Annotated in this window: 22 protein-coding genes and 2 pseudogenes; 13 read left to right on the top strand and 11 right to left on the bottom strand. The window is 63.3% G+C overall.

Translation table 11 applies throughout. The features are described 5' to 3' along the window. The first annotated feature begins 4 nt into the window (after positions 1-4). The 6 genes and pseudogenes from cyoB to ACVWYI_RS00590 all read left to right on the top strand — a co-directional run bounded on the left by cyoB (position 5) and on the right by ACVWYI_RS00590 (position 5,741). A pseudogene (gene cyoB, locus ACVWYI_RS00565) lies at positions 5-2,004 on the top strand (cytochrome o ubiquinol oxidase subunit I). Next, positions 2,004-2,633 carry a cytochrome o ubiquinol oxidase subunit III gene (gene cyoC, locus ACVWYI_RS00570; protein ID WP_456660919.1) on the top strand — a complete coding sequence of 210 codons (630 nt, stop codon included), beginning with the start codon at positions 2,004-2,006 and terminating at the stop codon, positions 2,631-2,633. The pseudogene cyoB and the gene cyoC overlap by 1 nt, the downstream one beginning before the upstream one ends. Then, a complete protein-coding gene (gene cyoD / locus ACVWYI_RS00575; RefSeq protein WP_247445450.1) occupies positions 2,630-3,010 on the top strand; it encodes a cytochrome o ubiquinol oxidase subunit IV in 381 nt (126 codons plus the stop codon). The genes cyoC and cyoD overlap by 4 nt, the downstream gene beginning before the upstream one ends. After that, the gene (locus tag ACVWYI_RS00580) at positions 3,007-3,867 is read left to right on the top strand and encodes an SURF1 family protein (protein ID WP_456660920.1); all 861 of its coding nucleotides are present in this window, start codon (positions 3,007-3,009) and stop codon (positions 3,865-3,867) included. The genes cyoD and ACVWYI_RS00580 overlap by 4 nt, the downstream gene beginning before the upstream one ends. After that, positions 3,839-5,218: an ATP-binding protein gene (locus ACVWYI_RS00585; RefSeq protein ID WP_247348521.1), complete on the top strand. Its 1,380-nt coding sequence runs from the start codon at positions 3,839-3,841 to the stop codon at positions 5,216-5,218. Before ACVWYI_RS00580 ends, ACVWYI_RS00585 begins: the two co-directional genes overlap by 29 nt. Continuing rightward, complete coding sequence (locus ACVWYI_RS00590; protein ID WP_456647793.1) at positions 5,208-5,741, top strand: response regulator transcription factor; 534 nt, start codon at positions 5,208-5,210, stop codon at positions 5,739-5,741. Before ACVWYI_RS00585 ends, ACVWYI_RS00590 begins: the two co-directional genes overlap by 11 nt. Before the next feature lie 216 nt (positions 5,742-5,957). Here ACVWYI_RS00590 and ACVWYI_RS00595 read toward each other — a convergent pair whose 3' ends face one another. The 5 genes from ACVWYI_RS00595 to ACVWYI_RS00615 form a co-directional block, all read right to left on the bottom strand. Further along, the gene (locus ACVWYI_RS00595) at positions 5,958-6,803 is read right to left on the bottom strand and encodes a CarD family transcriptional regulator (protein WP_456660921.1); all 846 of its coding nucleotides are present in this window, start codon (positions 6,801-6,803) and stop codon (positions 5,958-5,960) included. 345 nt (positions 6,804-7,148) lie between these two features. Continuing rightward, on the bottom strand, positions 7,149-7,487 hold the full coding sequence (fdxA, locus tag ACVWYI_RS00600) for a ferredoxin FdxA (protein ID WP_247348513.1): 339 nt from the start codon (positions 7,485-7,487) through the stop codon (positions 7,149-7,151). Positions 7,488-7,619: 132 nt separating this feature from the next. Next, entirely contained in the window at positions 7,620-7,889 is a 270-nt protein-coding gene (locus tag ACVWYI_RS00605; RefSeq protein WP_346730975.1) for an RNA-binding S4 domain-containing protein, read from the bottom strand. Between the two features lie 84 nt (positions 7,890-7,973). After that, positions 7,974-11,414 (bottom strand): helicase-related protein, encoded by a 3,441-nt coding sequence (locus ACVWYI_RS00610; protein ID WP_456660922.1) that lies wholly within the window; start codon positions 11,412-11,414, stop codon positions 7,974-7,976. 586 nt (positions 11,415-12,000) lie between these two features. Next, positions 12,001-12,810 carry a DUF3108 domain-containing protein gene (locus tag ACVWYI_RS00615; RefSeq protein WP_354050289.1) on the bottom strand — a complete coding sequence of 270 codons (810 nt, stop codon included), beginning with the start codon at positions 12,808-12,810 and terminating at the stop codon, positions 12,001-12,003. 565 nt (positions 12,811-13,375) lie between these two features. Between ACVWYI_RS00615 and rpmB the strand changes: the two genes are divergently transcribed. After that, complete coding sequence (gene rpmB, locus ACVWYI_RS00620; RefSeq protein ID WP_247441676.1) at positions 13,376-13,687, top strand: 50S ribosomal protein L28; 312 nt, start codon at positions 13,376-13,378, stop codon at positions 13,685-13,687. 109 nt (positions 13,688-13,796) lie between these two features. Here rpmB and ACVWYI_RS00625 read toward each other — a convergent pair whose 3' ends face one another. Then, a complete protein-coding gene (locus tag ACVWYI_RS00625) occupies positions 13,797-14,432 on the bottom strand; it encodes a 7-cyano-7-deazaguanine synthase (protein WP_456660923.1) in 636 nt (211 codons plus the stop codon). 526 nt (positions 14,433-14,958) lie between these two features. Continuing rightward, positions 14,959-16,140, bottom strand: a complete 1,182-nt coding sequence (locus ACVWYI_RS00630) for a DUF6884 domain-containing protein (protein ID WP_456660924.1) — start codon at positions 16,138-16,140, stop codon at positions 14,959-14,961. 393 nt (positions 16,141-16,533) lie between these two features. Between ACVWYI_RS00630 and ACVWYI_RS00635 the strand changes: the two genes are divergently transcribed. The 3 genes and pseudogenes from ACVWYI_RS00635 to ftsZ all read left to right on the top strand — a co-directional run. Beyond that, positions 16,534-17,076 (top strand): hypothetical protein, encoded by a 543-nt coding sequence (locus ACVWYI_RS00635; RefSeq protein ID WP_456660925.1) that lies wholly within the window; start codon positions 16,534-16,536, stop codon positions 17,074-17,076. A gap of 542 nt (positions 17,077-17,618) precedes the next feature. Next, a complete protein-coding gene (locus ACVWYI_RS00640; RefSeq protein WP_456660926.1) occupies positions 17,619-17,927 on the top strand; it encodes a hypothetical protein in 309 nt (102 codons plus the stop codon). A gap of 50 nt (positions 17,928-17,977) precedes the next feature. Next, positions 17,978-18,928, top strand: a pseudogene (gene ftsZ, locus ACVWYI_RS00645) (cell division protein FtsZ); the annotation flags it as partial. Between the two features lie 570 nt (positions 18,929-19,498). Here ftsZ and ACVWYI_RS00650 read toward each other — a convergent pair. From ACVWYI_RS00650 to ACVWYI_RS00665, 4 genes are all read right to left on the bottom strand, one after another. Continuing rightward, a complete protein-coding gene (locus tag ACVWYI_RS00650) occupies positions 19,499-20,179 on the bottom strand; it encodes a hypothetical protein (RefSeq protein WP_247340067.1) in 681 nt (226 codons plus the stop codon). 140 nt (positions 20,180-20,319) lie between these two features. Further along, positions 20,320-20,598 carry a DUF1488 family protein gene (locus ACVWYI_RS00655; protein WP_247448225.1) on the bottom strand — a complete coding sequence of 93 codons (279 nt, stop codon included), beginning with the start codon at positions 20,596-20,598 and terminating at the stop codon, positions 20,320-20,322. Positions 20,599-20,807: 209 nt separating this feature from the next. Beyond that, a complete protein-coding gene (locus ACVWYI_RS00660; RefSeq protein ID WP_456660927.1) occupies positions 20,808-21,104 on the bottom strand; it encodes a hypothetical protein in 297 nt (98 codons plus the stop codon). Beyond that, positions 21,097-21,363 (bottom strand): hypothetical protein, encoded by a 267-nt coding sequence (locus ACVWYI_RS00665; protein WP_456660928.1) that lies wholly within the window; start codon positions 21,361-21,363, stop codon positions 21,097-21,099. Before ACVWYI_RS00665 ends, ACVWYI_RS00660 begins: the two co-directional genes overlap by 8 nt. 356 nt (positions 21,364-21,719) lie before the next feature. Between ACVWYI_RS00665 and ACVWYI_RS00670 the strand changes: the two genes are divergently transcribed. The 3 genes from ACVWYI_RS00670 to ACVWYI_RS00680 all read left to right on the top strand — a co-directional run bounded on the left by ACVWYI_RS00670 (position 21,720) and on the right by ACVWYI_RS00680 (position 23,871). Continuing rightward, positions 21,720-21,854 carry a hypothetical protein gene (locus ACVWYI_RS00670; RefSeq protein ID WP_256467629.1) on the top strand — a complete coding sequence of 45 codons (135 nt, stop codon included), beginning with the start codon at positions 21,720-21,722 and terminating at the stop codon, positions 21,852-21,854. 296 nt (positions 21,855-22,150) lie between these two features. Further along, entirely contained in the window at positions 22,151-23,470 is a 1,320-nt protein-coding gene (locus ACVWYI_RS00675; RefSeq protein WP_456660929.1) for a DUF2235 domain-containing protein, read from the top strand. A 155-nt stretch (positions 23,471-23,625) separates the two neighbouring features. Next, positions 23,626-23,871 (top strand): PilZ domain-containing protein, encoded by a 246-nt coding sequence (locus ACVWYI_RS00680; RefSeq protein ID WP_027535908.1) that lies wholly within the window; start codon positions 23,626-23,628, stop codon positions 23,869-23,871. The last annotated feature ends 16 nt before the right edge of the window (positions 23,872-23,887 follow it).

Here is a 23,887-nt window from a genome sequence, read left to right on the forward strand (position 1 = left end):
CCGCATGTCTCCTGATCTTCTCAAGCTCATCTTTGGCCGGCTCACCTTTGAATCTCTGCCGCTGCACGAGCCGATCGTCGTCGGCACCTTTGCTGTGGTGGCGACCGGCGGCCTCATCATGTTCGCCGGTCTGAGCTATTTCCGCCTCTGGGGCTATCTCTGGAGCGAGTGGTTCACCAGCGTCGACCACAAGCGCATCGGCATCATGTACATGATCCTCGGCATCGTGATGCTGCTGCGCGGCTTCGCCGATGCGCTGATGATGCGGTTGCAGCAGGCGCTCGCCTTTGGCGGCTCGGAGGGCTATCTCAACTCCCATCACTACGACCAGGTCTTCACCGCCCACGGCGTGATCATGATCTTCTTCGTGGCGATGCCGCTGGTCACCGGCCTGATGAACTTCGTCGTGCCGCTCCAGATCGGCGCGCGCGACGTGTCGTTTCCGTTCCTGAACAATTTCAGCTTCTGGATGACGGTCGGCGGCGCGGTGCTGGTGATGGCCTCGCTGTTCATCGGCGAATTCGCCCGCACCGGCTGGCTCGCTTATCCGCCGCTGTCGAACATCGGGTACAGCCCGGACGTCGGCGTCGACTATTACATATGGGGATTGCAGGTCGCAGGCGTCGGAACGACGCTGTCCGGCATCAACCTGATCTGTACCATCGTCAAGCTGCGGTGCCCCGGCATGACCATGATGCGGATGCCGGTGTTCACCTGGACCGCGCTCTGCACCAACGTCCTGATCGTCGCTTCCTTCCCGGTTCTGACCGTCGTGCTCGCGCTGCTTTCGCTCGACCGCTACGTCGGCACCAACTTCTTCACGAACGATTTCGGCGGCAGCCCGATGATGTACGTGAACCTGATCTGGATATGGGGTCATCCCGAGGTCTACATCCTGGTTCTCCCCGCCTTCGGCATCTTCTCCGAGGTGACCTCGACCTTCTCCGGCAAGCGGCTGTTCGGCTACACCTCAATGGTCTACGCCACTGTCGTCATCACCATCCTGTCGTACCTGGTCTGGCTGCACCACTTCTTCACGATGGGGTCGGGAGCGAGCGTCAACTCATTCTTCGGCATCACCACGATGATCATCTCGATCCCGACGGGCGCGAAGATGTTCAACTGGCTGTTCACGATGTATCGCGGCCGCATCCGGTTCGAGCTGCCGATGATGTGGACGATCGCGTTCATGCTGACCTTCGTGCTCGGCGGCATGACCGGCGTGCTGCTGGCGGTGCCGCCGGCCGACTTCGTCCTGCACAACAGCCTGTTCCTGATCGCGCATTTCCACAACGTGATCATCGGCGGCGTCGTGTTCGGCGCGTTCGCCGGCATCGGCTACTGGTTCCCGAAGGCGTTCGGCTTCAAGCTGGATCCGTTCTGGGGCAAGCTGTCGTTCTGGTTCTGGGTCACCGGCTTCTATCTCGCCTTCATGCCGCTCTATGTGCTCGGCCTGATGGGGGCGTGACCCGGCGCTTGCGCGTGTTCGACGATCCCAGCTTGCAGATCTGGTTCATCATCGCCGGCATTGGCGCCTTTCTAGTCTTCCTCGGCATCCTCTCGATGCTGATGCAGTTCGCCGTCAGCTTCCTCAGGCGCGAGCAGCTCAAGGACGTCACCGGCGATCCCTGGGATGCGCGCACGCTGGAATGGGCGACCTCGTCGCCGCCGCCGGCCTATAACTTCGCCTTCACCCCCGTCGTCCACGACAATGACGCGTGGTGGGATATGAAGCGCCGCGGCTACCAGCGTCCGCTCACCGGGTTCAAGCCGATCCACATGCCCAGCAGCACCGGCACCGGCATCATCCTCGCCGGTCTTGCCACCGCGATGGGTTTCGGCCTGATCTGGTACATCTGGTGGCTTGCCGCCGCGAGCTTCGCTGCGATGCTCGTCGTCGGGATCGGCCACACCTTCAACTATCACCGCGACTTCGACATTCCGGCTGACGATGTCATCCGGGCCGAGGACGCGCGCACCAAACTGCTCGCCGGAGCCAAGTAATGACTGTCATTGTCAATCCCGCGCAAACCGGCGAACCGGTCTTCTACCTCGCCGACGAACACCCGCATCCAGAAGGCTACAGCACCTCGCTGGGCTTCTGGATCTATCTGATGAGCGACTGCCTCATCTTCGCGATCCTGTTCGCCACATTCGGCGTGCTCGGCGGCAATTACGCCGCCGGTCCCGCGCCGAAGGACCTGTTCGAGCTGCCTTTGGTCGCGGTCAACACCTCGATGCTGCTGCTGTCGTCGATCACGTATGGCTTTGCCATGCTGACCATGCAGCAGAACAAGATCGGCCAGACCCAGATGTGGCTGGCGATCACCGGCCTGTTCGGCGCCGCCTTCATCGGCATCGAGCTCTCCGAGTTCGCCCACATGATCCATGAAGGCGCGACGCCGCAGCGCAGCGCCTTCCTGTCCGCCTTCTTCACCCTGGTCGGTACCCACGGCCTGCACGTCACCTGCGGCCTGATCTGGCTGGTGACCCTGATGGTGCAGGTCTCGAAGTTCGGCCTGATCGAGGCCAACCGCCGCCGCCTGATGTGCCTGTCGATGTTCTGGCACTTCCTCGACGTGGTCTGGATCGGCGTCTTCACCTTCGTCTATCTCCTGGGAGTTCTGCGATGAACACCGATACTCACGCTGCCCACGCGGACGATCATCACCAGGGCGACAGCCACGCCCACGGCTCGTTCTCGACTTACATGCTCGGCTTCGTGCTCTCGGTCGTGCTCACCGCGATCCCGTTCTGGCTGGTGATGAGCGGCGCGCTTCCGAGCAAGCAGATCACCGCGCTGGTGATCATGGCCTTCGCGGTCGTGCAGATCGTCGTGCACATGATCTACTTCCTGCACATGAGCCCCAAGTCGGAGAATGGCTGGAGCATGATGGCGCTGATCTTCACCATCGTCATGGTGGCGATCGCGCTGTCGGGTTCGCTGTGGGTGATGAACCACCTCAACAGCAACATGATGCCGATCCACCAGATGACTGGAATGAAATGAACGAGACTGGGACTGTGATAAGCAAAGCAGACGGGGCTCGCGGAAAAGCTGCGCGTCCGTCCTTGTGGCTCACGGTCCTCTCGCTCACGGCCTTTGCACTTCTGATCGCGCTCGGCGTCTGGCAGATCGAGCGCCGCGCCTGGAAGCTGGCGCTGATCGATCGCGTCGAGCAGCGCGTTCATGCCCCGGCCCAGCCGATCCTCTCGATCGCGTCATGGCCCGCGGTGTCCACCGCAAATGACGAATACAGGCATGTTAGCGTCACCGGCCGCTTCCTGCATGACCGCGAGACGCTGGTTCAGGCCGTCACCGAAGAAGGCCCGGGCTATTGGGTGCTGACGCCGCTTCAGCGCAGCGACGGCACGATGGTCCTGGTCAACCGCGGCTTCGTGCGGTCCGAGCGGCGCGACGCGTCGATGCGCCGGGACGGCAATCCGGACGGCCAAGTCGAAATCACCGGCTTGTTGCGCATCACGGAGCCGAAGGGCGGATTCCTCAGGAACAACGTGCCCCAACACAATCGCTGGTATTCACGGGATGTCGCCGCGATTGCGGCGGCACGCGGGCTCGGCGAGGTCGCGCCGTTCTTCGTCGATGCCGACGCCGGATCACAATCCAGCAGCGGTCCGATCGGCGGATTGACCGTGGTCCGCTTTCCCAATAACCACCTGATCTATGCGCTGACGTGGTTTGCCCTGGCTTTCATGCTGGCCGGAAGACTTTTTGTCACATTCGGCGGCGGGCTGTTCCGCCGCAAGAAGCCCTGGAGCGGCTTCGTCCACGAAGCGGCCGGCGGCTCCGATGCCGTCGCCCGCAGAACGGGATCAGATGCTGGAACGATCGTCGAGCCAACCTGACGACGGAAGAACGCATGGCGCCGTCACGCTGCAATCGCAGGCGGACGCGCGCAGCGAGCTGATCGGGGCTGCGCCGACCGACGACGAGACCAACCGCAAGAACATGGCGCTGCTGATCCAGCTGCGCTGGACTGCGGTGGTCGGCCAGATCGTGACCATCGGCGGCGTGCATGTCTGGCTCGGCATTCCCCTGCCCCTCACCCGCATGGGCGCGGTGATCGGCGCGCTGGTGTTTCTCAACGTCTCCAGCCTCGTCTGGGTGCGCCATCGCGCCGCGATCACCAACAACGAGCTGCTGGTCGCCTTGATGCTGGACGTCGCCGCGCTGACCGCGCAGCTTTATCTCAGCGGCGGCGCCACCAATCCCTTCACCTCGCTGTTCCTGCTCCAGGTGACGCTGGGCGCGGTGCTGCTCGATGGCCGCTCGACATGGTCGCTGGTCGCGTTGACCTGCGCGAGCTTCGTCTGGCTGACGGTCGCGTACCGGCCGCTCGACTTGCCGCCGAACCCGCTGAGCGAGACCTACACGCTCACCGTCGCCGGCATGCTGCTGGGCTTCGTGCTCAACGCCGTGCTGCTCGTGGTGTTCGTCACCCGCATCAACAGGAATTTGCGCCAGCGCGACGCACATCTGGCGGCGCTGCGCCAGCATGCCGCCGAGCAGGATCACATCGTGCGCATGGGCCTGCTCGCCTCCGGCGCGGCGCACGAGCTCGGCACGCCGCTCGCCTCGCTCTCGGTCATCCTCAGCGACTGGCGGCGCATGCCCGACCTCGCCGCCGATCAGGAGCTGGCCGAAGATCTCGCGGAGATGGAGACTTCGCTGCAACGTTGCAAGACCATCGTGACCGGCATCCTGGTGTCGGCCGGCGAGGCCCGCGGCGAAGGCTCGTCTCCGACGACGGTGACGGCCTTCGTCACGGCGCTGGTGGAAGAGTGGCGCGACGCGCGCTCGGCGCACACGCTGTATTTCGTCAACACCTTCGGCGAGGACGTCGCGATCGTGTCCGACATCGCGCTGAAGCAAGTCATCTTCAATGTGCTCGACAACGCCTATGAGGTCTCGCGCGACTGGGTCGAGCTCGTGGCCGAGCGCGAGGGCGACAATCTCGTGCTGTCTATCAGCGACCGCGGCGCGGGCTTTGCGCCGGAGATGCTGGCACAGCTCGGAAAACCCTATCAGTCGAGCAAGGGCCGCGCCGGCGGCGGGCTCGGCCTGTTCCTGGTAGTGAACGTCGTGCGCAAGCTCGGCGGCAGCGTGACCGCTGAGAACCACAGGAAGCGCGGCGCCACCGTCCGCCTCACGCTGCCGCTCGCAACGCTCGCGATCGGAGGCAGCTTTGACGCCTGACCGCTCGCTCATCGTCGTCGAGGACGATGCCGGGTTCGCGCGCACGCTGAAGCGTTCGTTTGAGCGCCGCAGCTACGAGGTCGTGCTCGCCGCCTCGATCGAGGACGTGCGGAAAGCTCTGGAGCAACGATCGTTCGGCTATGCCGTCGTCGACCTCAAGCTCGGCGGTGCCTCGGGCCTCGCCTGCGTCGAGCTTTTGCATACGCACGACCCGGAGATGCTGATCGTGGTGCTGACAGGCTTTGCCAGCATCTCCACCGCCGTCGAGGCCATCAAGCTCGGCGCATGCCACTATCTGGCAAAGCCGTCGAACACCGACGACATCGAAGCCGCCTTCAACAAGGCCGAAGGCAATGCCGAGGTCGCACTCGACGCCCGGCCGACATCGATCAAGACGCTCGAATGGGAGCGCATCCACCAGACCCTGATCGAGACCGACTTTAATATTTCGGAAGCGGCGAGAAGGCTGGGGATGCACCGGCGCACGCTGGCACGGAAGCTAGAGAAGCGGCCGGTGAAGTGAGCCAGCGCCCCGACAAGTGCGAATCTAGGGTGGGTTAGTTAGCGTCGCGTAACCCACCTCTTTGTTTTTCGCGCGGAAAGAGAAGCGGTCGGTTACGCCTAGCGGACTGCGCAACGCGCCGCCGCGAGGATAACCCACCCTACGAAACCACGAACTCCGAACAAAAAGCCCGGCCAAACGGCCGGGCTTTGAACTGTTGCGATGAACGCGAGACGCTTACGCCGCCTCGTCGGCGACCGTGGTGCCGCCGCCGCCCTCGGTCTCGTCGCTTTCGCCCTCGGCGTCCGTCTCGGCCTCGCCTTCGGCGGCTTCCGACTTGGCGCCGGTGCGGCGCGGGCTCTTGGCGAGCTGGGCCTCGATCTCCTTGACCGCTTCGGTCTCGGTCGAGTGCTGCACCACCGCGATCTCGCGGGACAGACGGTCGAGCGCTGCTTCGTAGAGCTGGCGTTCGCTGTAGGACTGCTCGGGCTGCGACTCGGAACGGTAGAGGTCGCGCACGACTTCTGCGATCGCGACGATGTCGCCCGAATTGATCTTGGCTTCGTATTCCTGGGCGCGGCGCGACCACATGGTGCGCTTGACGCGGGCACGGCCCTTGAGTGTCTCGAGCGCACGCTTCACCAGCGCAGGATCGGACAGCTTGCGCATGCCGACATTGGCGACCTTGGCGGTCGGCACGCGCAGCGTCATCTTGTCCTTGATGAAGTTGATGACGAACAGCTCGAGCTTCGCGCCGGCGATCTCCTGCTCCTCGATGGCCAGGATCTGGCCGACGCCGTGAGCGGGATAGACGACGAATTCGTTGGCCTTGAAACCCTGACGCTGGGTCACGACCTTCTTTTCCTCGACCTTCGGCGCAACAGCCGCGGGCTTCACGACCGGCTTGGCGGCAGCGACAGGGGCGGCCTTGGCAGGAGCAGCAGCAACCTTCGCCGCGGCCGGCTTGGCAGCGGGAGCCTTGGCAACAGCAGGTTTGGTAGCAGGCTTGGCAACAGGGGGCTTGGCAGCAACAGGCTTGGCCACGGTCGCTTTCGCGGCCGGCTTGGCAGTCTTGTTAGGCATTGCGCTTCTTTTGTTCTTCGAGGACTTTGCAGCCGGCGCCTTCGTCGCGGTCCGACCCTTGGATGCGCTACGGCTGGCCGCGGCGACTTTCTTGGCCACCTTGTGGGAAGCCTTCGCAGAAGTACTCTTTTTACGCGTTTTCTGTGACACAGCCTGTGCGCGGAAACTGCCACGCCCCTGTTCGACATCTGGTTTCACGGGAACCCAATGGGCCGACGGGGCTGACGAAGGGTTCGGTTTAATGTGCCCAATATAGCACATTTCCCGCAAAAATCAATGATTTAGGGGTCTTGAGGGCTGGTTTTCGGCGGTAGCGCCGCTATTAGGGTTAAGTTTGGGCCCGAATTAGTCGCCGGAGCCTGGGTTCGGAGAAAAATACTTGTCGAACTTGCCCTCTACGCCGTCGAATTCCTTGGCGTCGGCAGGTGATTCTTTCTTCTGGGTGATGTTCGGCCAGCTCTTGGCGTAGTCGGCGTTGACCGTGAGCCACTTTTCCAGGCCCGGTTCCGTGTCCGGCTTGATGGCGTCGGCGGGGCATTCCGGCTCGCACACGCCGCAGTCGATGCACTCGTCAGGATGGATGACGAGCATGTTCTCGCCCTCGTAGAAACAGTCGACCGGGCAGACCTCGACGCAGTCGGTGTACTTGCACTTGATGCAGTCTTCAGTGACGACGTAAGTCATCCAACGCTCCGAAAAGCTCTTTTAAAACTCGCGGCTTGCGTAGCGCGGATGGCCCGGCGCTGCAAGGTCGGCAACGGCCGATCATGACGGCTTTATGTGTCCGATCGACCAAGAAATGAATTCAAAGCGCAATTAATTGCGCTGAGAATTTGGAGGGCCTTCACTGACCTCTTCGTAGAGCACACGGGCCGAGGCGGCATCGCCGCGGCGCTCGTTGAAGGCTGCGACCTTCAAGACGCGCACGGTGCGATCGAGCGCGACGGTGAGCACGTCGCCGATCTTGACCGCATGCCCCGGCGATTTTTCGCGCACGCCGTTGACGCGGACATGGCCGGACTCGACGAGTTCAGCAGCCGAGGTCCGCGCCTTCACCACCCGCGCATGCCACAGCCATTTGTCGATGCGCTGCCGCTCGGTCGTGACTCTATTCCTTCTGACGCGTTTTCTTCACGCGAACCGCTCCGCACTTCGCTTGAAAACGCAGTGCTACTCCTTACGCCCGGACAGCTGCTCTTTCAGCGCGGCGAGCTTTGCGAACGGCGAGTTCGGATCGGCAGGACGATCGCGCTCGCGCGGGGTGGCGCTCGAGGCGTAGGGACGCAGCGACGGGCCGCCCTGGCGGTCGCGGCCCTTGTCGCGGTCGCGGCCGCGGTTGTCACGGCCCTTGTCGCGATCGCCGCCGAACTTGCCCTTGTTGCGATCGCGATCCTTGTTGTCGCGGTCCTTGCCTTGATCTCGACCTTGGAAGCTGCGGTTCTTGTCGCCGCGCCCCTGTCCCTCCGGACGCGGCGCAGCTTCGCCACCGCCTTCGCGCGGCTTGCGGAAGTCTCTGCCGCCATCGCGACCAGAATCTCGGCGATGACCGCCGCCATGGCGATGACGTTCGCCGCGCTTCTCGCCGTCGGCGGCCTGCGCTGCTTCGCCTTCGGCAGGCGCGGCACCTGCTTCAGCACCGGCCTGCGGCCGCGGCTGATTGTGGTGGCGCTGGTTACGATGGCGCTCGTGGCGCGGCTTGCGATCGTCGTGACGGCCGCCGGGACGCCAGACCTCGATGAGCTCGGGCTCGCTGGGCGTGGCTGCGGCCTCCACAGGCGCAGCGGCATCGGCCGACGCAGCGGCTTCGGCTGCAGCGGTCTCTGCGGGAGCGGTTTCGGCGGGAGCAGCTTCAGCAGCCTCGATGGGTGCAGCAACCTCTTCCACAGGCGGCGCGATGCCGGGAGCGTCTTCCGGCGTGACGGGGGCTTCAGGGGACGCTTCGAGAGCCGGTTCTTCGTGCACGGGCTCGTCGTGCTGCTCCATGCCGGGCGCGTCTTCGACGGTCACAGGCTCGGCGGCGGCTTCGATTGCGGCATCCGCAGACACGGCAGCGTCTTCGACCGGCGTTTCCGTCTCGGGCGTCTCGGCCGGAGCTTCGGTGCTTGCTTCAGCAGCCGGAGTCTCCACGACAACCGGCTTTGCCGGCAGCGGCGGGCGCTTATCCATGCGGTAGCCGAGCGCGCGCAGTACGGACGCAAAGTCCTCGCCGGCCGAGCCGGTGAGCGAGGTCATCGCCTGCGTCACGACAAAACTGCGGCCGTCGAACGCGCCGGCGGGCTTCTCGCCCGACGCGTTCTCGCGCCAGGCCAGCGCCGGGCGGATCAGATCGGCAAGGCGCTCCAGAATATCGACGCGCACGGCACGCTCGCCGGCCTGCTTGTAGCCGAGCACGCGATAGGCATCGCGCGGCAGCTGCTTGTCGACCGGGAACGAGGTGCGGCCCGAGCTCGCCAGATGCTGCGCGCCCGACAGCGCGGAGGGATCGACGTTGTCCTGCTTCAGCGCCCAGAGCAGCGCGGCCAGCGCGCGCCCGGCCGGCTTCAGCAGGCCGGGGAAATAGATGTGATAGGCGCCGAAGCGGACGCCATATTTGCGCAGGACGGCGCGCGAGGGCTGGTCGAGGTCCTTCAGCTCGTTGGCGATCTTCTGGCGCTCCAGCACGCCGAGCGCCTCGACGAGCTGGTAGGCGATGCCGCGGGCGATGCCGGTGACGTCCTCGGCCTTCGACAGCTCGAACATCGGCCCGAGCAGCTTTTCGATGTGCGTCTTGAGCCAGAGGTCGAGCCTGGCCTGCACCTTGTCGCGGGGGCCGCCGGTCAGGCGTTCGTCGGAGATGATGCGGATGCGCGGATGCAGCGCGTCCTCTGCGGCAGACAGCCGCGCCACGGCGTCGCCGGTCCAGCGGATCATGCCTTCCGAGGTCAGCACGAACTGCTCGTCCGGCGCGTTGCCCAGCTTTTCGGCGCGCGCGTTGATCTCGCCGGCGAGCACGGCCTGCGCTGCCGCCTGCAACGCTTTCGCATCGGAGCCGGCTTCCGCCGCATCCGGTGCAAAGGTGAAGCCATCGAGGCGGCCGATGACATGGCCTTCGACGATGACTTCGCCGGTCTTGCCGATTTCAGTATTCAAGCTCGTGTTCTCCCGCAGGCGGCGCATCAATACACTGGTCCGGCGATCAACGAAACGCTCAGTCAAGCGTTCATGGAGCGCATCCGATAATTTATTTTCGACCTCGCGGGCGATTCCCTGCCAGCGTTCGGGGTCTTTCAGCCAGTCCGGGCGGTTGGCGACGAAGGTCCAGGTGCGAATCTGTGCGATCCGGGCCGAGAGGGTGTCGATATCACCGTCGACGCGGTCGGCCTGGTCGATCTGGGTCCTGAACCAGGAATCGGGGATGCATCCCTTCTGCATCAGGAAGCCGTACAGCGTGGTGACCAGCTCGGCATGGGCGGCCGGCGACAATTTTCGGTAGTCCGGGATCTGGCAGGCGTCCCACAGCCGCTCCACGGCGTCCTTGCCATGCGCGACATCGCGCACCTCGGCGTCGCGGGCGGCATGGTCGAGCACGCGCATGTCCTCGGCGATCGGCGCGCGCGTCAGCGCCTCATGGCCGGGGCCCAGGTTCAGGGACACCTGGAGCGCGCCGAGCGAGGCAAAATCCAGCTTCGAATTGCGCCATTGCAAAACCTTGACGGGGTCGAAGGTGTGGTTCTGTAGCGCATTGACGAGTTCGGGCTCGAACGGCCCGCAGCGGCCGGTGGTGCCGAAGGTGCCGTTGCGGGTGGCGCGGCCGGCACGGCCGGCGATCTGGGCGAATTCGGACGGCGTCAGGCGGCGGAACTGGTAGCCGTCGAACTTGCGGTCGGAGGCAAAGGCGACGTGGTCGACGTCGAGATTGAGGCCCATGCCGACGGCGTCGGTGGCGACGAGATAATCGACCTCGCCGTTCTGGAACATCGCCACCTGCGCGTTGCGGGTGCGCGGCGACAGCGATCCCAGCACCACGGCGGCGCCGCCATGCTGACGGCGGATCAGCTCGGCGATGGCGTAGACCTCGTCGGCCGAGAAGGCGACGATCGCGGTGCGGCGCGGCTGGCGCGTGATCTTGCGGTCGCCGGCGAATTCCAGCTGCGACAGGCGCGGCCGCGTGATCATGGAGACGCCCGGCAGCAGCCGCTCGATGATCGGGCGCATCGTCGCTGCGCCCAGCAGCAGCGTCTCGTCGCGGCCGCGGCGGTTGAGGATGCGGTCGGTGAAGACGTGACCGCGCTCGAGATCAGAGGCGATCTGCACCTCGTCGACGGCGAGGAACGAGACGTCGAGATCCCGCGGCATCGCCTCAACGGTGGAGACCCAGTAGCGCGGCGATTTCGGCTTGATCTTCTCCTCGCCGGTCACAAGCGCGACGGCATCGGGGCCGACCCGCGCGGCGATCTTGTTATAGACCTCGCGTGCGAGCAGGCGCAGCGGCAGCCCGATCATGCCCGAGGGATGCGCGAGCATCCGCTCGATGGCGAGATGGGTCTTGCCGGTGTTGGTCGGCCCGAGCACCGCAGTGACGCCGGCGCCGGGGAGCCGCTCGGAAGCGAAGGGGGAGGAGGAAAAGGGCATCTCAGAGATTAGGTAATGGCGATTGGGGCGAATGTCAGTGCTGTTTTGGGGCGGGCCGGAGGCTGGGCCTTGCTCCTCATCCTGAGGAGCGCGTCAGCGCGTCTCGAAGGATGAAGGCCCCGGATGGTGCCGGGTCCCTCGCCCTTCGAGACGGCCGCTTACGCGGCCTCCTCAGGGTGAGGAGATCAAGCAGCGGAGAATATGGTGACGCTCCCCAAACCCCGCGCAACTGTCTCACTTTGCGACGCTTTTCCCTTTGTCTTTAAGCTTCGGAACGAGTTGAGAACGAATCGCGGCCGAATCGCAGACTCCCCATCAGTCCTGTTCCGTTCACGCAACATGTCGCGGGAGACTTATTGACTGCGCACTAGATGGAGTTTCGGGCTGCCGCACAAGCAACGTTTCGGTGGCACGTTCCTTAAAATTGGGGATGGCGCGGAGTCGAATCAGAATCGGCGAGGAGTCAAATGGATTCCCTGCTCAAGGCCCCCCTCCAATGCAAAACCGCGAAAACAACCCCATGCACAGTAGGTAAGTCACTGAAATCACTTAACTTTGTTTTCGACAAAACGGGCGGGCGCCAGACCTATTGCGTCTTCGCGACCCGCGGCGGCTGGGCTGACGTGATGAAGCTGGTGGCTTCCAGCATCGCGGGCCCGAGCGGCGTCGGCACTTTCAGCCAGAACGGGACCAGGACGCGCGTGCCCGCCACCGGCGCGAAGGCGATCTCGATGTTGCGCTGGGCGGCGAGGTATTTGATCACGGGGCGGTCGGGGATGTAGCCCGCCACAGGCACGAAGAACAGCGAGCAGACCACGACCGGGCCGTGATAGCCTTTCTCCGCCTTCACGGTCTCCATGCGCTTGAAATCGAGCTTGAGCTCGTAGCGCATGCGGCCGTCGAACACGGCGGCGCTGCCGTGGCAGGCGTCCGGCGACAGCACGTCGCCGGTGCCGGGCACGCGCACCAGCGAGGCCGTCATCGGATCCCAGACGCCACGGCGATGCGCATCGGTGACGACGATGCGGTCTGCATCGACCGGGGGCTCCGGTACGATGGCAAAATCCTTCACGTTGCCCTTGTCGAGCGTGATGCGGATTTCCTCGGTCTTTTTCGAGGTGGTGGTGGAGGCCTGGTAGCCGGTCGCGACCAGCGCGCCGTTGACCACCCGCCCCTGGCTGGCGCCGGTGCCGGACCCGCCCGCGAACGACTTCAGCAGCCCCGTGGTGCCGCCCGAGGCGGCTGCGGCGAACACGTCGTCTCCGATATCGATGTTCCAAGCGCCTCGCCCGACGGGAATGCCGGCCAGTGAGGCCTCATATTGCGCCTCGAGCTTGCCTTGCGCCGCCGCGGGCTCCGCCGCCCACGCCAGAACCAGCCCGCACAGGGCCGCCATGGCCAGCCGGCCGGCAGAGCGCGGATCGCTTGCGCGCCGCTCCGTTGAGCGCAGGCCGGGCGCATGATGAGGCGTTGTGAGCACGAAACAATCCAATCGGAGCGCGAACGGTTGTTACTTAAGCCAAATACCACGGCAAGCAATGTGTCCGGGCATGTCCGCTTCCGAACTCCACTGAACTCTTCGGGTGCGAATACGCCCTTTATGTGATGGTAAAGCGCTTGAAACACTGCCGTTTTGGTGATCGGGGGATTGCTCCGGGCTCCAGTACCTCTCCCGCTTGCGGGAGAGGTCGCGCGAAGCGCGGGTGAGGGTTTTCTCCTCTCGGAGACACTGCCTGTGATAACGAGTGCCCCTCCGCGGAGGCACCCCCACCCCGGCCGTCCCCCGCAAGCGGGAGAGGGGGTGGACCGCCGCCGGCGTGGAGCACGAAACCCGCCCCAAAACCTTGACGGCTCGCCGCTTCCCCCCTATACGTCCGCCCGCTCCCTGCAAGGACAGAGAATTTGCCCGTGGCGCCCCGAATGGCGGCCGCACATCGTTGGGAAAGATTGAGGATTTTGCCATGTCTCGCCGCTGCGAATTGACGGCCAAGGGCCCCCAGGTCGGCCACACGGTCAGCCACTCCAACATCAAGACCAAGCGCCGCTTCCTGCCGAACCTGGTCAACGTGACCTTCATCAGCGAAGCGCTGGGCCGCAACGTGCGCCTGCGCGTCTCCACCAGCGCGATCAAGAGCGTCGACCACAATGGCGGCCTCGACCCCTTCCTGATCAAGGCCAAGGCCGCCGTGCTGTCGCCCCGCGCCCTCGAGCTGAAGCGCGCCATCCAGAAGAAGGTCGGCCCGACGCCCGCGCCGGCGAAGAAGGCGAGCTAAGAATTTTCGAATCGAGCGGGGGCTTGCGTCGCGGGGCGTAGGCTTAGCCGGATCAAGTTTTGCGTGACGGCTGGATCGAAAGATCCGGCCGTTTTTGTTTTTGGGCTATTCAGCCAGATCTCACCCGGCGAGTGGCTTTGAAATCTTGCCAGCCTTTCGCCCTCAATTTGCAAGCAGCGCACTCGCCGCAGCCGTAGCCCCACTCGTGTCGCGCGTCGCGATCACCCAAATAACAAGTGTGACTAAGCTCTTGAATCAGCGCAACCAGTTCCTCGCCCCCGAGTTCTTCTGCAAGCTGCCAGACGCCCTTCTTATCCAGACTCATCAACGGGCACTGCACGCGAAACTGCTTCCCGCTCGACAAATTGATAGCAGCTTCAACTGCGTTTAAGGAGCTCTCGCGGCAGTCAGGGTAACCCGAGTATTCAGTTTCGCTAGCCCCACAAATTAGCGTGCCAATGTTCCTGCGAAATCCAATGCTAGCTCCCAAGGAAAGCATAATCAGATTGCGGCCGGGAATGTACCGACTACCAGCTTCAAAGCCCTCGCCGGCGATCGGCGCGTATCCCGCAGGGCAAGCTATATTGCCAGCAATCTGACCAATCAGATCGAGACGGACCACATGATCTGGTCCAAGTCGGCACGACCACTCCTGGTTTAACCCAGCAACGGCTTCCCTGATTGCTGGTCTACAGTGCATTTCAATGACGTGCTTTTGGCCGTATTCGTAGCCAACAGTCTCCACCCTTGAGTAATTGGCAAGTGCCCAAGCCCAAACACGTCGACGAATCTTGTCCGCCTGAAAATGATACTAGCGCCGCATTTTGATCTAATGCTTCTGCCAACGCCCGCCTCGTATCCACTCAACCACCTGAGTAATATCACTGAACGTGCGAATCAACGAGCACTCTACCATAGGATTATCACCTATGGGTAGAAGTGACCGCACATCTGTCTTCATACCGATACAGACTTTACCTTGCGCGTATGCATATTCAGATCTGCCGACGACGAAAGGCAGTGGACCGTGCGTACCAACTATTCGAACAGCTAGCCGACCGGTTAGGTTTTTATAGGTTGCGGGACCTGCTTGACGAGCAGCTTCCTACGCAAGGGGTTTACTTCTTCTTTGATGATCTTGAGAAAACGAGATTTTCGAGCAAGATTCCTCGTTTGGTCAGGATCGGCACTCACGGAGTCTCTCTTGGTTCAACGGCAACCTTGCGGAATCGCTTAAGGACGCATCTTGGAACGAAAGCAGGGAGGGGGAATCATCGATCCTCGGTGTTTAGGCTGCATGTCGGTCGAGCTCTGATTGCGAGAGATGGTCTCGATGCAGAATTCCCGCATTGGGCGAAGGGACAGGCGGCCCCAAAGTCTATAACCGACGGCGAGTCCGCGCTCGAAGCAAAGGTCTCCGAATACATAGGGCAACTTCGCGTTCTCTTCGTTCCCGTGATCGATGCCTCGGGGACGAGCAGTATGAGGGCGACAATAGAGCGCCAGTTCATAGCACTGTTCACCGAGAATTTTTGCACAGTTGACCAGAGCTCCTCAAATTGGCTGGGACAGTATTCGGACAAGCCGAGCATTAGACGTTCGGGCTTATGGAACGTTCGCGATGTAGGTATCCGGTACGATCTTAAGTTCATGCCGCTGTTTGAAAGCGTGTTGGAAAAATTATTTCGGAACTTGGGCCACGTGAAATGACGACCGCTTCTCCGGGGGAAGTACTTAAGACTGCTACGGCAGAACAGCCCCAGCTGCCGGTGTGGGATTACGCACATGTGGCAGCGGCGAATCGAGCATTCGCGGCTCGGTTTGGTGCTTGGGGCAGGTGTTTCGACCGATGCAAGAATCCCTATGTGGGGTGAGTTGGTCGAACGTTTAATGTCACTCGCGAATTTTCCGTCCGATCGAATGAGTGCGCACAGCAAGGGAGGACTGACGCCAACACTCTTAGATTCGTTGAGAAACGCGAGTCTGTTTCCTAGTGAAAGACCGCGCATCGGAGCAAGGTAACGGAGTTGGCTCTCTTCGCCGGCGTTAAGCAGCGGCACGTAGTAATCGTCGCCCGCAAACACAACAAACTGCTGGCTCGCACCGAGGCGACTCCTGATCTGCGCGTCAACGCGCTGTCCCCACTCGGCCTTGAACTCTTTGGATGAGCCCTTCAGTGTAAGATCATATGGATCGATAACCGCGTCCGGACTGAGTAAACCGTATTTGGCCGACAAAATACTAAAAGAAAAACCCCAAGCCTCGGTGAGCAAAACCGACTTTCGATACAAGGGAGAAACATACATGTTCCTCGCGACATCCGAATGGGTGCCCTTACTTTTGCTGCAAGAGATTAGGACGTGACAATCATTCCGGCTGATATCTTGAAAAGATGCCGCAGCTCGCGCCGCGAGCAGCACAGGATCGCGCTCTTCGTTTGCAGGCTTCTCCATCCCCTAAAACCAAAGCCTCAAATCAATTAGCAACTCTAGAACACTTCTGGACAAACTACACGACGGCAAGTTGTGGTACAGCTAATTTTTGAGTACAGTACTAGCTCGCCCACTAAACAATCCATTATCCGTTGGGTTATGGTCCGTTCGCTTCTGGGCTAGCCCCTCAGACCGTCCCAGGCATCCGCACAAGGAAATCGAGGCCGTTGTCGCGCAGGCCGAATCGATAGGCTGGCGGTGGCGCAAGATGGGACATTGGGGGCGGCTGTTCTGTCCGCATGCCGGTCGTGATGGGTGCCAGGTCGGCGTGAACGGCACACCGAAGAATCCGGAAGACCACGCCCGGCAGGTGATGCGGGCGATCGCGCGCTGCCCGCACGGTGGAGAGGACAAGTGAAGAAATTCGAATTCAGCATCATTGCATCCGGCCTCGATCCTGCGGCGGAGGATTTCGAGCAGCGCTTCTATGATGCGGGCTGCGATGACGCGGCGATCGCCTTCCAGAAGGGCCACATCATCGTCGACTTCACTCGTGAGGCGAAATCAGTCAGCGAGGCCATCGTCACAGCGGTGCAGAACGTGCAGGCCGCCGGCGCTCACGTCGATCGGGTCGAGCCCGACCCGCTCGTCAGCCTCTCCGATATCGCCGCTCGAACCGGCATGACGCGCGCGGCGATGACGCAATATTCCAAGGGACAGCGCGCCAAGGATTTTCCTGCGCCGGTCGCCCGCGTGACGTCCGACAGCCCGCTGTGGGATTGGGCGACGGTCGCAAAATGGCTATTTCAACACGACAAGCTTAGCCGCGACGAGGCGATCCAGGCGGCTGCCGTGCGAGCGGCCAATGCGGCGATCGGATCGCGCACGGCTAAGCTCGAAGAGACCTTGAAGGGAAGCCTGAAAGCCTACGAGAAAGAACTCGACCGGGCCGCGTGAGGCGGGGGATTGCGCCCTCGGCTGGATGGCTGGAGGCGAATTGCTGCGCGGGCTCGCCCGCTCCCTTCCCTACCCGCGAAGATCAATACTCCTCAGCACGGTCCCCCGGTGGCGTGCCCTTGAACTCCGTCGCCTGATACTTCCGCCCCGCGCAGGCTTCGATGCACTCGCGCAGGCGCACGAACTGAGCTTCGCGCTCGGCGGGTCTGGCGCGCACGCCCGGCGCTAGCGCCCCGCGCGCGTTAACCGTCCATTAACCAACGCACCCTAGCCTCGACTCATCGTCCAGCCATCATTAGCCCGAAATGCCTTCCCGGCTCGCTCCAGGAGAAGCGCCGATGTGCGTTGCGTTGTTGACGTATGCCGATCTCAGTGCCCGCCTCAATATCTCGCGCGAGGCCGCTCGTTCGCTTGCCAGGCGACGCGGTTTGCCACGCTCGCGTTCGGATGATGGGAAAGCCCTGGTGAGCGTTGATTTCTCCGAACTCCGGTACACGCCTCGCCCACGACTTGGCCGCCCGGCAGACCGCATCGATGTCTCCATGGCAAAGATCGAGGCCTTCAAGATCGAGGCATTCAAGGCGGAGGTCGCGCGGCTCGAAGCAGTCGCAGCCGGCTACCGGTCAGATCTCGAGCGCGAGCGCGAGTGCGCCGATCGCCTCGCCGTCGAGCTGACGCAGGCGGCTGCCGAGACGATGGCCGCCAATGCGTGGGCGGCACGACTGGAAGACGAAGTGGCGGCTCTGCGGACCGGTCGCCGGGCTGGCGGCGCGACCGCGGGACCAGCCGCGCTTCGATTGGGACATCTGGCCGCGGCCATCGTGGACGCAGACCGCGCGGCTTGCAGGTAGCACTCGATACTCATCCCATCCCGGCCTGCCGGAGCAACCGCGAGGACAGAATGACTGGCACAACAGATATTCGCGAGATGAAGGCGCGCATTGTCGTATTCGGGGTTGGCGGCGCTGGCGGCAATGCCGTCAACAACATGATCACGGCCGGGCTGCAGGGGGTCGACTTCGTCGTCGCCAATACCGACGCGCAGGCGCTTGCCATGTCGAAGGCGACGCGCCTCATCCAGCTGGGCACACAGGTGACTGCGGGCCTTGGCGCCGGCTCGCAACCCGAATTGGGACGCGCCGCAGCCGAGGAGGCAATCGATACGATCCGCGAACATCTGACCAGCGCGCACATGGTGTTCGTGACTGCCGGCATGGGCGGCGGTACCGGCACCGGGGCTGCACCCATCATCGCGAGGACCGCGCGCGAGCTCGGCATCCTCACGATCGGCGTGGTCACCAAGCCATTCTACTTCGAGGGCCAGCGCCGCATGCGCTTTGCCGAAGCCGGCATCGAGGAATTGCTGAAGACAGTCGACACCCTGCTGATCATCCCGAACCAGAACCTGTTCCGGGTGGCCAGCGCGAAGACCACATTCGCCGATGCCTTTGCCCTTGCCGATCAGGTGCTTTATTCGGGCGTGGCCTGCATCAGCGACCTCATCGTCAAGGAAGGCCTGATCAATCTCGATTTTGCCGACGTTCTCTCCGTGATGCGAGAGAAGGGCAAGGCGATGATGGGACGGGGCGAAGCTTCCGGCGAGAAACGCGTGCTCGCCGCCGCCGTGGCCGCAATTTCCAATCCGTTGATCGAGAACCCCTCGATCAAGCGCGCCAGTGGCCTCATCATCTCCATCACCGGCGGCAGGGATCTCATGCTGTTCGAAGTCGACGAAGCTGCCACCCGCATTCGCGACGAGGCCGACCCGGACGCCAACATCATCGTCGGCGCGTCGTTTGACGAAAGCCTCGAGGGCATCGTCCGCGTCTCGGTGGTGGCGACCGGAATCGACAATCTCGATCCGGCGCTGCAGACGCCGCCGGCGGGAAACCTCACTCACGCAGCTCGCCGGCAAGCTGCGCAACGACAGCCGCCGCATCGCCGATCGCATCGAGCGCAGCGCACCGCTTCCGCAGGTGGAAAGCCCGCCGCTCCACCCCGCGGCCGGCCGACCCACGGGGCAACCGGCAAGGCCGGATCTGGAATATGCGCGCCAGGCAGCTCCTCAGCCGCTCGATCCCTACGGCCGCTCATCTCCACGCAACGCGACCGACGAAAGCATTCTCGATATCCCGGCCTTCCTGCGCCGCGCCGCCAACTGAGCTGGCCGCAAGAGCCGGAGTTACTTGCCTGGCGGACCAGCGAGCCTGACAACGGGTCGTCATCCCGGGGCCCAACCAACGGGTCCGCGCGAAGCGCGGCCCGGTGACAGACTCCGTCGCGAGCTACGATGCCGGGAATGGGCCGCTGCTAGGCGTCCAGGGCGCGATGAGATTGGGACGAATCGTCATCGCGCAATTTCATCGGCGAATTCCGAACGTCATGCATTCGAGCTTCTTGAGGTGCGCGGCGCGCCGATGATTCACGCTGCCGTGCTGCGCGGGCTCTCCGCTGTTTCCTTTTCCGGCTCCTTGTCGCGAGACAGCCATGCCGGGAAGCGAAGCAGGCGATCGTTGTTGTCTTTTGGCGGTTCCACGGGCGGTACGATGGCCCCCTCATTGGCCGAACTCGGGATGTCCGGTGCAGCGTGGCCTATTCGCACCGCATCCGCGCGCTGATCCAGTTCGCGCACCAAGGGATCGATGACGTTGTCGATCTCGGCCGCCACCGATACCAGGAAGCTATTGAGCTCGCGGGCCTCGGGCACAACTGCCGCAGCCTGCTCGATCGCCTTGCAGAGACCATCGACAACAGGTGCAAACGCGCTCCCTGCCTGTTTGATTCGGGTTTTGATCGCTTCGATTTCGCCCAGGACGCGATCACGCTCCCGCCTGTTCTTCTCCTCCGAAAGGCGGGTTTCGATTTCGGCGATCTGAGCCGTCAGGGTCGCAGCCTCGGATGCAAGAGCATCGCGTCGTCCGCGCGCGCGATCGAGATCGCGACCGAGATTGTCCACTAAGTCGTCCTTTCCGAACATGGCATTGCTCCGTAGGACAGCCGTTTTGGTCTGTATGAAGGCCTTGGCACGAACCGCGAGCCCGCCAAGCAGATGAAAGGCAGGATCGGCTGGCATCAACTTCGGTCGCGTCACATGGGCCGACATGGTGATCCCCCAATCCTCCACATTAGGCGACCGCATGGTTAACAGATGGTTAATATCAACAGCTGAGGCGGTAAAGGGGCCTGCGGATGCGATCGAAAATGCGCGAAGCCTGCACGCTCGCGGTGCGAACCGTCGCCCCCCTACCCCCGAAAATCAATGCTCCGCAGCACGATCCCCGGCGGGGTGCCCTCGAACTCCGTCGCCTGATACTTCCGTTCCACGCAGGCTTCGATGCGCTCGCGCAGGCGGGTGAACTGCTCTTCGCGCTCAGAGGGCCGGGCGCGCGGGCCGCGCTCGAGGTCGTCCATGGCGGAGGTTGAGATCGCGCAGGCGATCTGCTTCGCGCCGTCCTGCATCGAGAACTGGACGATGCCCCGGTCCTGTTCGTGGCCGATGAAGCGGCTGCTGGTGAGCGTCATGGGGTACTCCTTGTGCCGATTGGTTCTGGTGCGCTCCCTCTCCCGCTTGCGGGGGAGGGTTGGGGTGGGGGTGTCTCCACAATCGAGAACCCCGATGAGGAGAGAGCCCTCACCCGCCGCGCGCGGGACGATGCTTCGCATCGCCCGGGGCGCGTCGACCTCTCCCGCAAGCGGGAGAGGTGCAGCGAGCCCGGGGCTTGCGGCTCGGCTCAACTATCGCCGTTCAGTCTTGCGAAATCGTCGAACAGCGCGGCCACCAGCGCGCGGTGGCGGGTGTCCTCAGAGGGCAGGCCCGCGGCATAGAGGTTGAGCAGATGGCGCGCCTTCACGGCGGCCTCCGGCCAGGACGCGGCGGGCACCGACATCATGCGGTTTTCGAGATCGGCCTCGCGCTCGCGCAGCTCCCTGACCTGGGCCTCGACGTCGGCCAGCGCGCGGCGCAGATCGGTCGCCTTCTGGGCGGCCATGCCGCGGTGGCTGTCGAGATCGACCGGGATGTCAGTCATTGGCGGCACTCGCGTCGATACGTTGGGCATCCGCCAGGTCGACCGAGCCGATCGACAGCATCTCCGTCGCACCGCGCACGCTTTCGGCGGGCACCGTGATCATGGTGGCGACGCGGCGATAGGACGCGAACGACAGGCCCTCGATCATCTCCTCGTCGGTGACGACCTCATAGGCGCCGGCCGGCAACTCGCGCTCGACGCCGCGGATGTGGAATGGATATTTGAAGGTGACGGTTTCTCGCCGCGAGCGGATGGTCATGCACACCTGCCTTTCACAAAGAAGGGGCCTCAACCGACGCCAGCTACCGCAAACATGCGCTCCTAGCGCGGCAATAGCCAGCATTATGTCAGCGCGGGCGGGCACTTAAGGCCGCATCGCGGCGCTCGCGCGCGGCGTTTTAGCTCTCGCCATCGGCATGGCGCAGGCGTACGCTCGATCGCGTCAGCGCAACTCACGCAATTGCCGTGAGGTCGAGATTGCGCTGCATGTTCCGCGTTTCGTGTGCGCGGCACCGCGTGTCTTTTCTCGTCGCCGCGTGCCTAGCGCATACGGCAGCGCCAATCTCGCAGTCGAACGAACCCAGCGAATTCGAGCCCCCACAGGAGACGGACGTCATGGCCAAGGGACAGCAACGCAGCAATCGCGAGACCAAGAAGCCGAAGAAGGACAAAGTCAAAGCAACCGCCGCGGCACCGAGCCGCAAGGACGCCGCCTGGCAGCCGGAGATCGGTCAGGGGAAGAAGAAGTAGGGGCGATCGAGGCCGGGCGCCTCGTCCTTCGAGACGACCGCTACGCGGTCTCCTCAGGATGAGGCTTGGCTGCATCCGTCTGCGTTGAAATGCTGCCGCACACTCATCCCTCATCCTGAGGCCCCGCCGTAGGCGGGCGTCTCGAAGGATGGCTGCAGTCGAGCTTCCAGCCATATGTTTCTTCATATGCGATAGCCCTGCCCACAATGGGAGAGGGAGAAGCGACCGCTATCATCTCTTCTCCCCTACCCTTTTCCGCTATACTCGCCCGGGTAGCATTACCGGGAGGGCGTACCGTGGAGCACGACCGCACGACCGACCATCAATCCGAGCCGAAAAACCTCGTCATCTGCTGTGACGGCACCGGCAACGAGATCTCGGAGAACATCTCCAACGTCCTGAAGCTCTATCGCTGCCTGCGCAAGACCGACAAGACGTCGCCGCGGCAGATGGTGTTCTACGATCCAGGCGTCGGCACCGTGACGGAGCCGTCGACGTGGCACCGCTGGAAAGCCAACGTCAATCTGGTGCTGGGGCTCGCCACCGGCTACGGGCTCGATGACAATGTGCTGTCGGCCTATCGCTTCCTGGTCGAGCACTACGCGCCGGGCGACAAGATCTATCTGTTCGGCTTCTCGCGCGGCGCCTATACCGTGCGGGTGCTGGCGGGGCTGATCCACAAGATCGGCCTGATCTCGCCGGAGCAGGCGAACCTCGCAGGCTCCGGCCTCGTCGCCTACAAGCAATATTCCGGCACCGGGCGCGGCAACGACATCGAGGACCTCAAGGGTATCGATGTCGATGATCAGGGGCCGTTGCCGAAAGACGAATTCGACCTCGCCGCGCAATTCGCGCGCATCACCTCCACGCGCTGGCCGACCATCCATTTCATCGGCGTCTGGGACACGGTGGCGAGCGTGATCGTGCCGCGGCGCGACGTCTTCTTCCTCGTGTTCAGCCTGGAGGAGCTCGCCTTCACACTGCGCAATCCGAGCGTCAACATCTTCCGGCAGGCGATCGCGATCGACGAGCGGCGCTGCATGTTCCGCCTCAAGAAGCATGACGAGCCGCAGGAGTACTGGAGCCACCGCTACGTGCCCGACGAGAAGAAGGAGCCACAGGACATTTTGCAGGTGTGGTTCGCCGGCGTGCACTGCGATGTCGGCGGCGGTTATCCGGAGGCAGAGAGCGGCGAGTCCAAATATCCGCTGATCTGGATGATCGAAGAGGCGGCGAAGGCCGGACTGAACTTCAATCCGCGCACCGTGAACCAGCTTGCCTGGGGCATCCAGCGCAAGAACTCACCGTTCCAGTATGTCGAGCCCGCCTACACCGGCAAGATCGGCGAGCTGCACAATTCGATGACGGCGCTCTGGCGCGTGCTGGAGTATCTGCCGAAGAGCGCGACATACAAGGAATGGCCGGAGCGAAAAGTCTTTCTCGGCTTCTACATCCCCGATTGCGAACCGCGCCCCATCCCCGACGGCGCGCATGTGCATGAGAGCGTGCTGAAGCGGATGGCGGTGGAGCCGGGATATCGGCCGGTGAATTTGCCGAAGGATTATGTGACCGTGCCGATGCCGGTGCCGCCGGGTGTGGGGGTGGCGGCGGGGTGAGGTGGGGCTTCGTCATACCCCACTACCGCCGCTTTCTCCATTCGCCGACACTTTTCATTAAAATTCTCGCCCCCGCCTTAGCTGGATCGCATCAACTCCTCTGCATCATCTCCCAGACCACCCGCGCTATTCGCGGAAATTGGAGGAGAGTGCCAATGCATCCGCGCCGACATGCCCGCGTCAAACCCGCCGGCCTGGTGTCCCGCCAGGCCAAGATCATCACCGACCCGCGCGCGCCGGTCATCGTCTGCACGCTGATCGACTATTCGCCCGGCGGCGCCTGCGTCGATCTCGGCGGGCAGGTGAAGATTCCCGACAGGTTCGAGCTGCTGCACGTGAACACCAAGAAGCGCTGCCGCGTGGCGTGGAAGCGCGGGACGAAGGTGGGCGTGGTGTTCTGAGGCGAGTCGTCGCCCC

The organism is Bradyrhizobium sp. LB13.1 (genome assembly GCF_054056815.1).

What these genes read in the sequence shown, in the direction of transcription:
- ACVWYI_RS00640 (WP_456660926.1), top strand. Translation starts at nt 17,619, where the DNA reads ATGGCAAAGATCGAGGCCTTCAAGATCGAGGCATTCAAGGCGGAGGTC.
- ACVWYI_RS00655 (WP_247448225.1), bottom strand. Translation starts at nt 20,598, where the DNA reads ATGACGCTCACCAGCAGCCGCTTCATCGGCCACGAACAGGACCGGGGC.
- cyoC (WP_456660919.1), top strand. Translation starts at nt 2,004, where the DNA reads ATGACTGTCATTGTCAATCCCGCGCAAACCGGCGAACCGGTCTTCTAC.
- ACVWYI_RS00615 (WP_354050289.1), bottom strand. Translation starts at nt 12,810, where the DNA reads ATGGCGGCCCTGTGCGGGCTGGTTCTGGCGTGGGCGGCGGAGCCCGCG.
- ACVWYI_RS00680 (WP_027535908.1), top strand. Translation starts at nt 23,626, where the DNA reads ATGCATCCGCGCCGACATGCCCGCGTCAAACCCGCCGGCCTGGTGTCC.
- ACVWYI_RS00650 (WP_247340067.1), bottom strand. Translation starts at nt 20,179, where the DNA reads ATGTCGGCCCATGTGACGCGACCGAAGTTGATGCCAGCCGATCCTGCC.
- ACVWYI_RS00665 (WP_456660928.1), bottom strand. Translation starts at nt 21,363, where the DNA reads ATGACCATCCGCTCGCGGCGAGAAACCGTCACCTTCAAATATCCATTC.
- rpmB (WP_247441676.1), top strand. Translation starts at nt 13,376, where the DNA reads ATGTCTCGCCGCTGCGAATTGACGGCCAAGGGCCCCCAGGTCGGCCAC.
- ACVWYI_RS00580 (WP_456660920.1), top strand. Translation starts at nt 3,007, where the DNA reads ATGAACGAGACTGGGACTGTGATAAGCAAAGCAGACGGGGCTCGCGGA.
- cyoD (WP_247445450.1), top strand. Translation starts at nt 2,630, where the DNA reads ATGAACACCGATACTCACGCTGCCCACGCGGACGATCATCACCAGGGC.
- ACVWYI_RS00670 (WP_256467629.1), top strand. Translation starts at nt 21,720, where the DNA reads ATGGCCAAGGGACAGCAACGCAGCAATCGCGAGACCAAGAAGCCGAAG.
- ACVWYI_RS00585 (WP_247348521.1), top strand. Translation starts at nt 3,839, where the DNA reads ATGCTGGAACGATCGTCGAGCCAACCTGACGACGGAAGAACGCATGGC.
- ACVWYI_RS00630 (WP_456660924.1), bottom strand. Translation starts at nt 16,140, where the DNA reads ATGGAGAAGCCTGCAAACGAAGAGCGCGATCCTGTGCTGCTCGCGGCG.
- ACVWYI_RS00595 (WP_456660921.1), bottom strand. Translation starts at nt 6,803, where the DNA reads ATGCCTAACAAGACTGCCAAGCCGGCCGCGAAAGCGACCGTGGCCAAG.
- fdxA (WP_247348513.1), bottom strand. Translation starts at nt 7,487, where the DNA reads ATGACTTACGTCGTCACTGAAGACTGCATCAAGTGCAAGTACACCGAC.
- ACVWYI_RS00610 (WP_456660922.1), bottom strand. Translation starts at nt 11,414, where the DNA reads ATGCCCTTTTCCTCCTCCCCCTTCGCTTCCGAGCGGCTCCCCGGCGCC.
- ACVWYI_RS00660 (WP_456660927.1), bottom strand. Translation starts at nt 21,104, where the DNA reads ATGACTGACATCCCGGTCGATCTCGACAGCCACCGCGGCATGGCCGCC.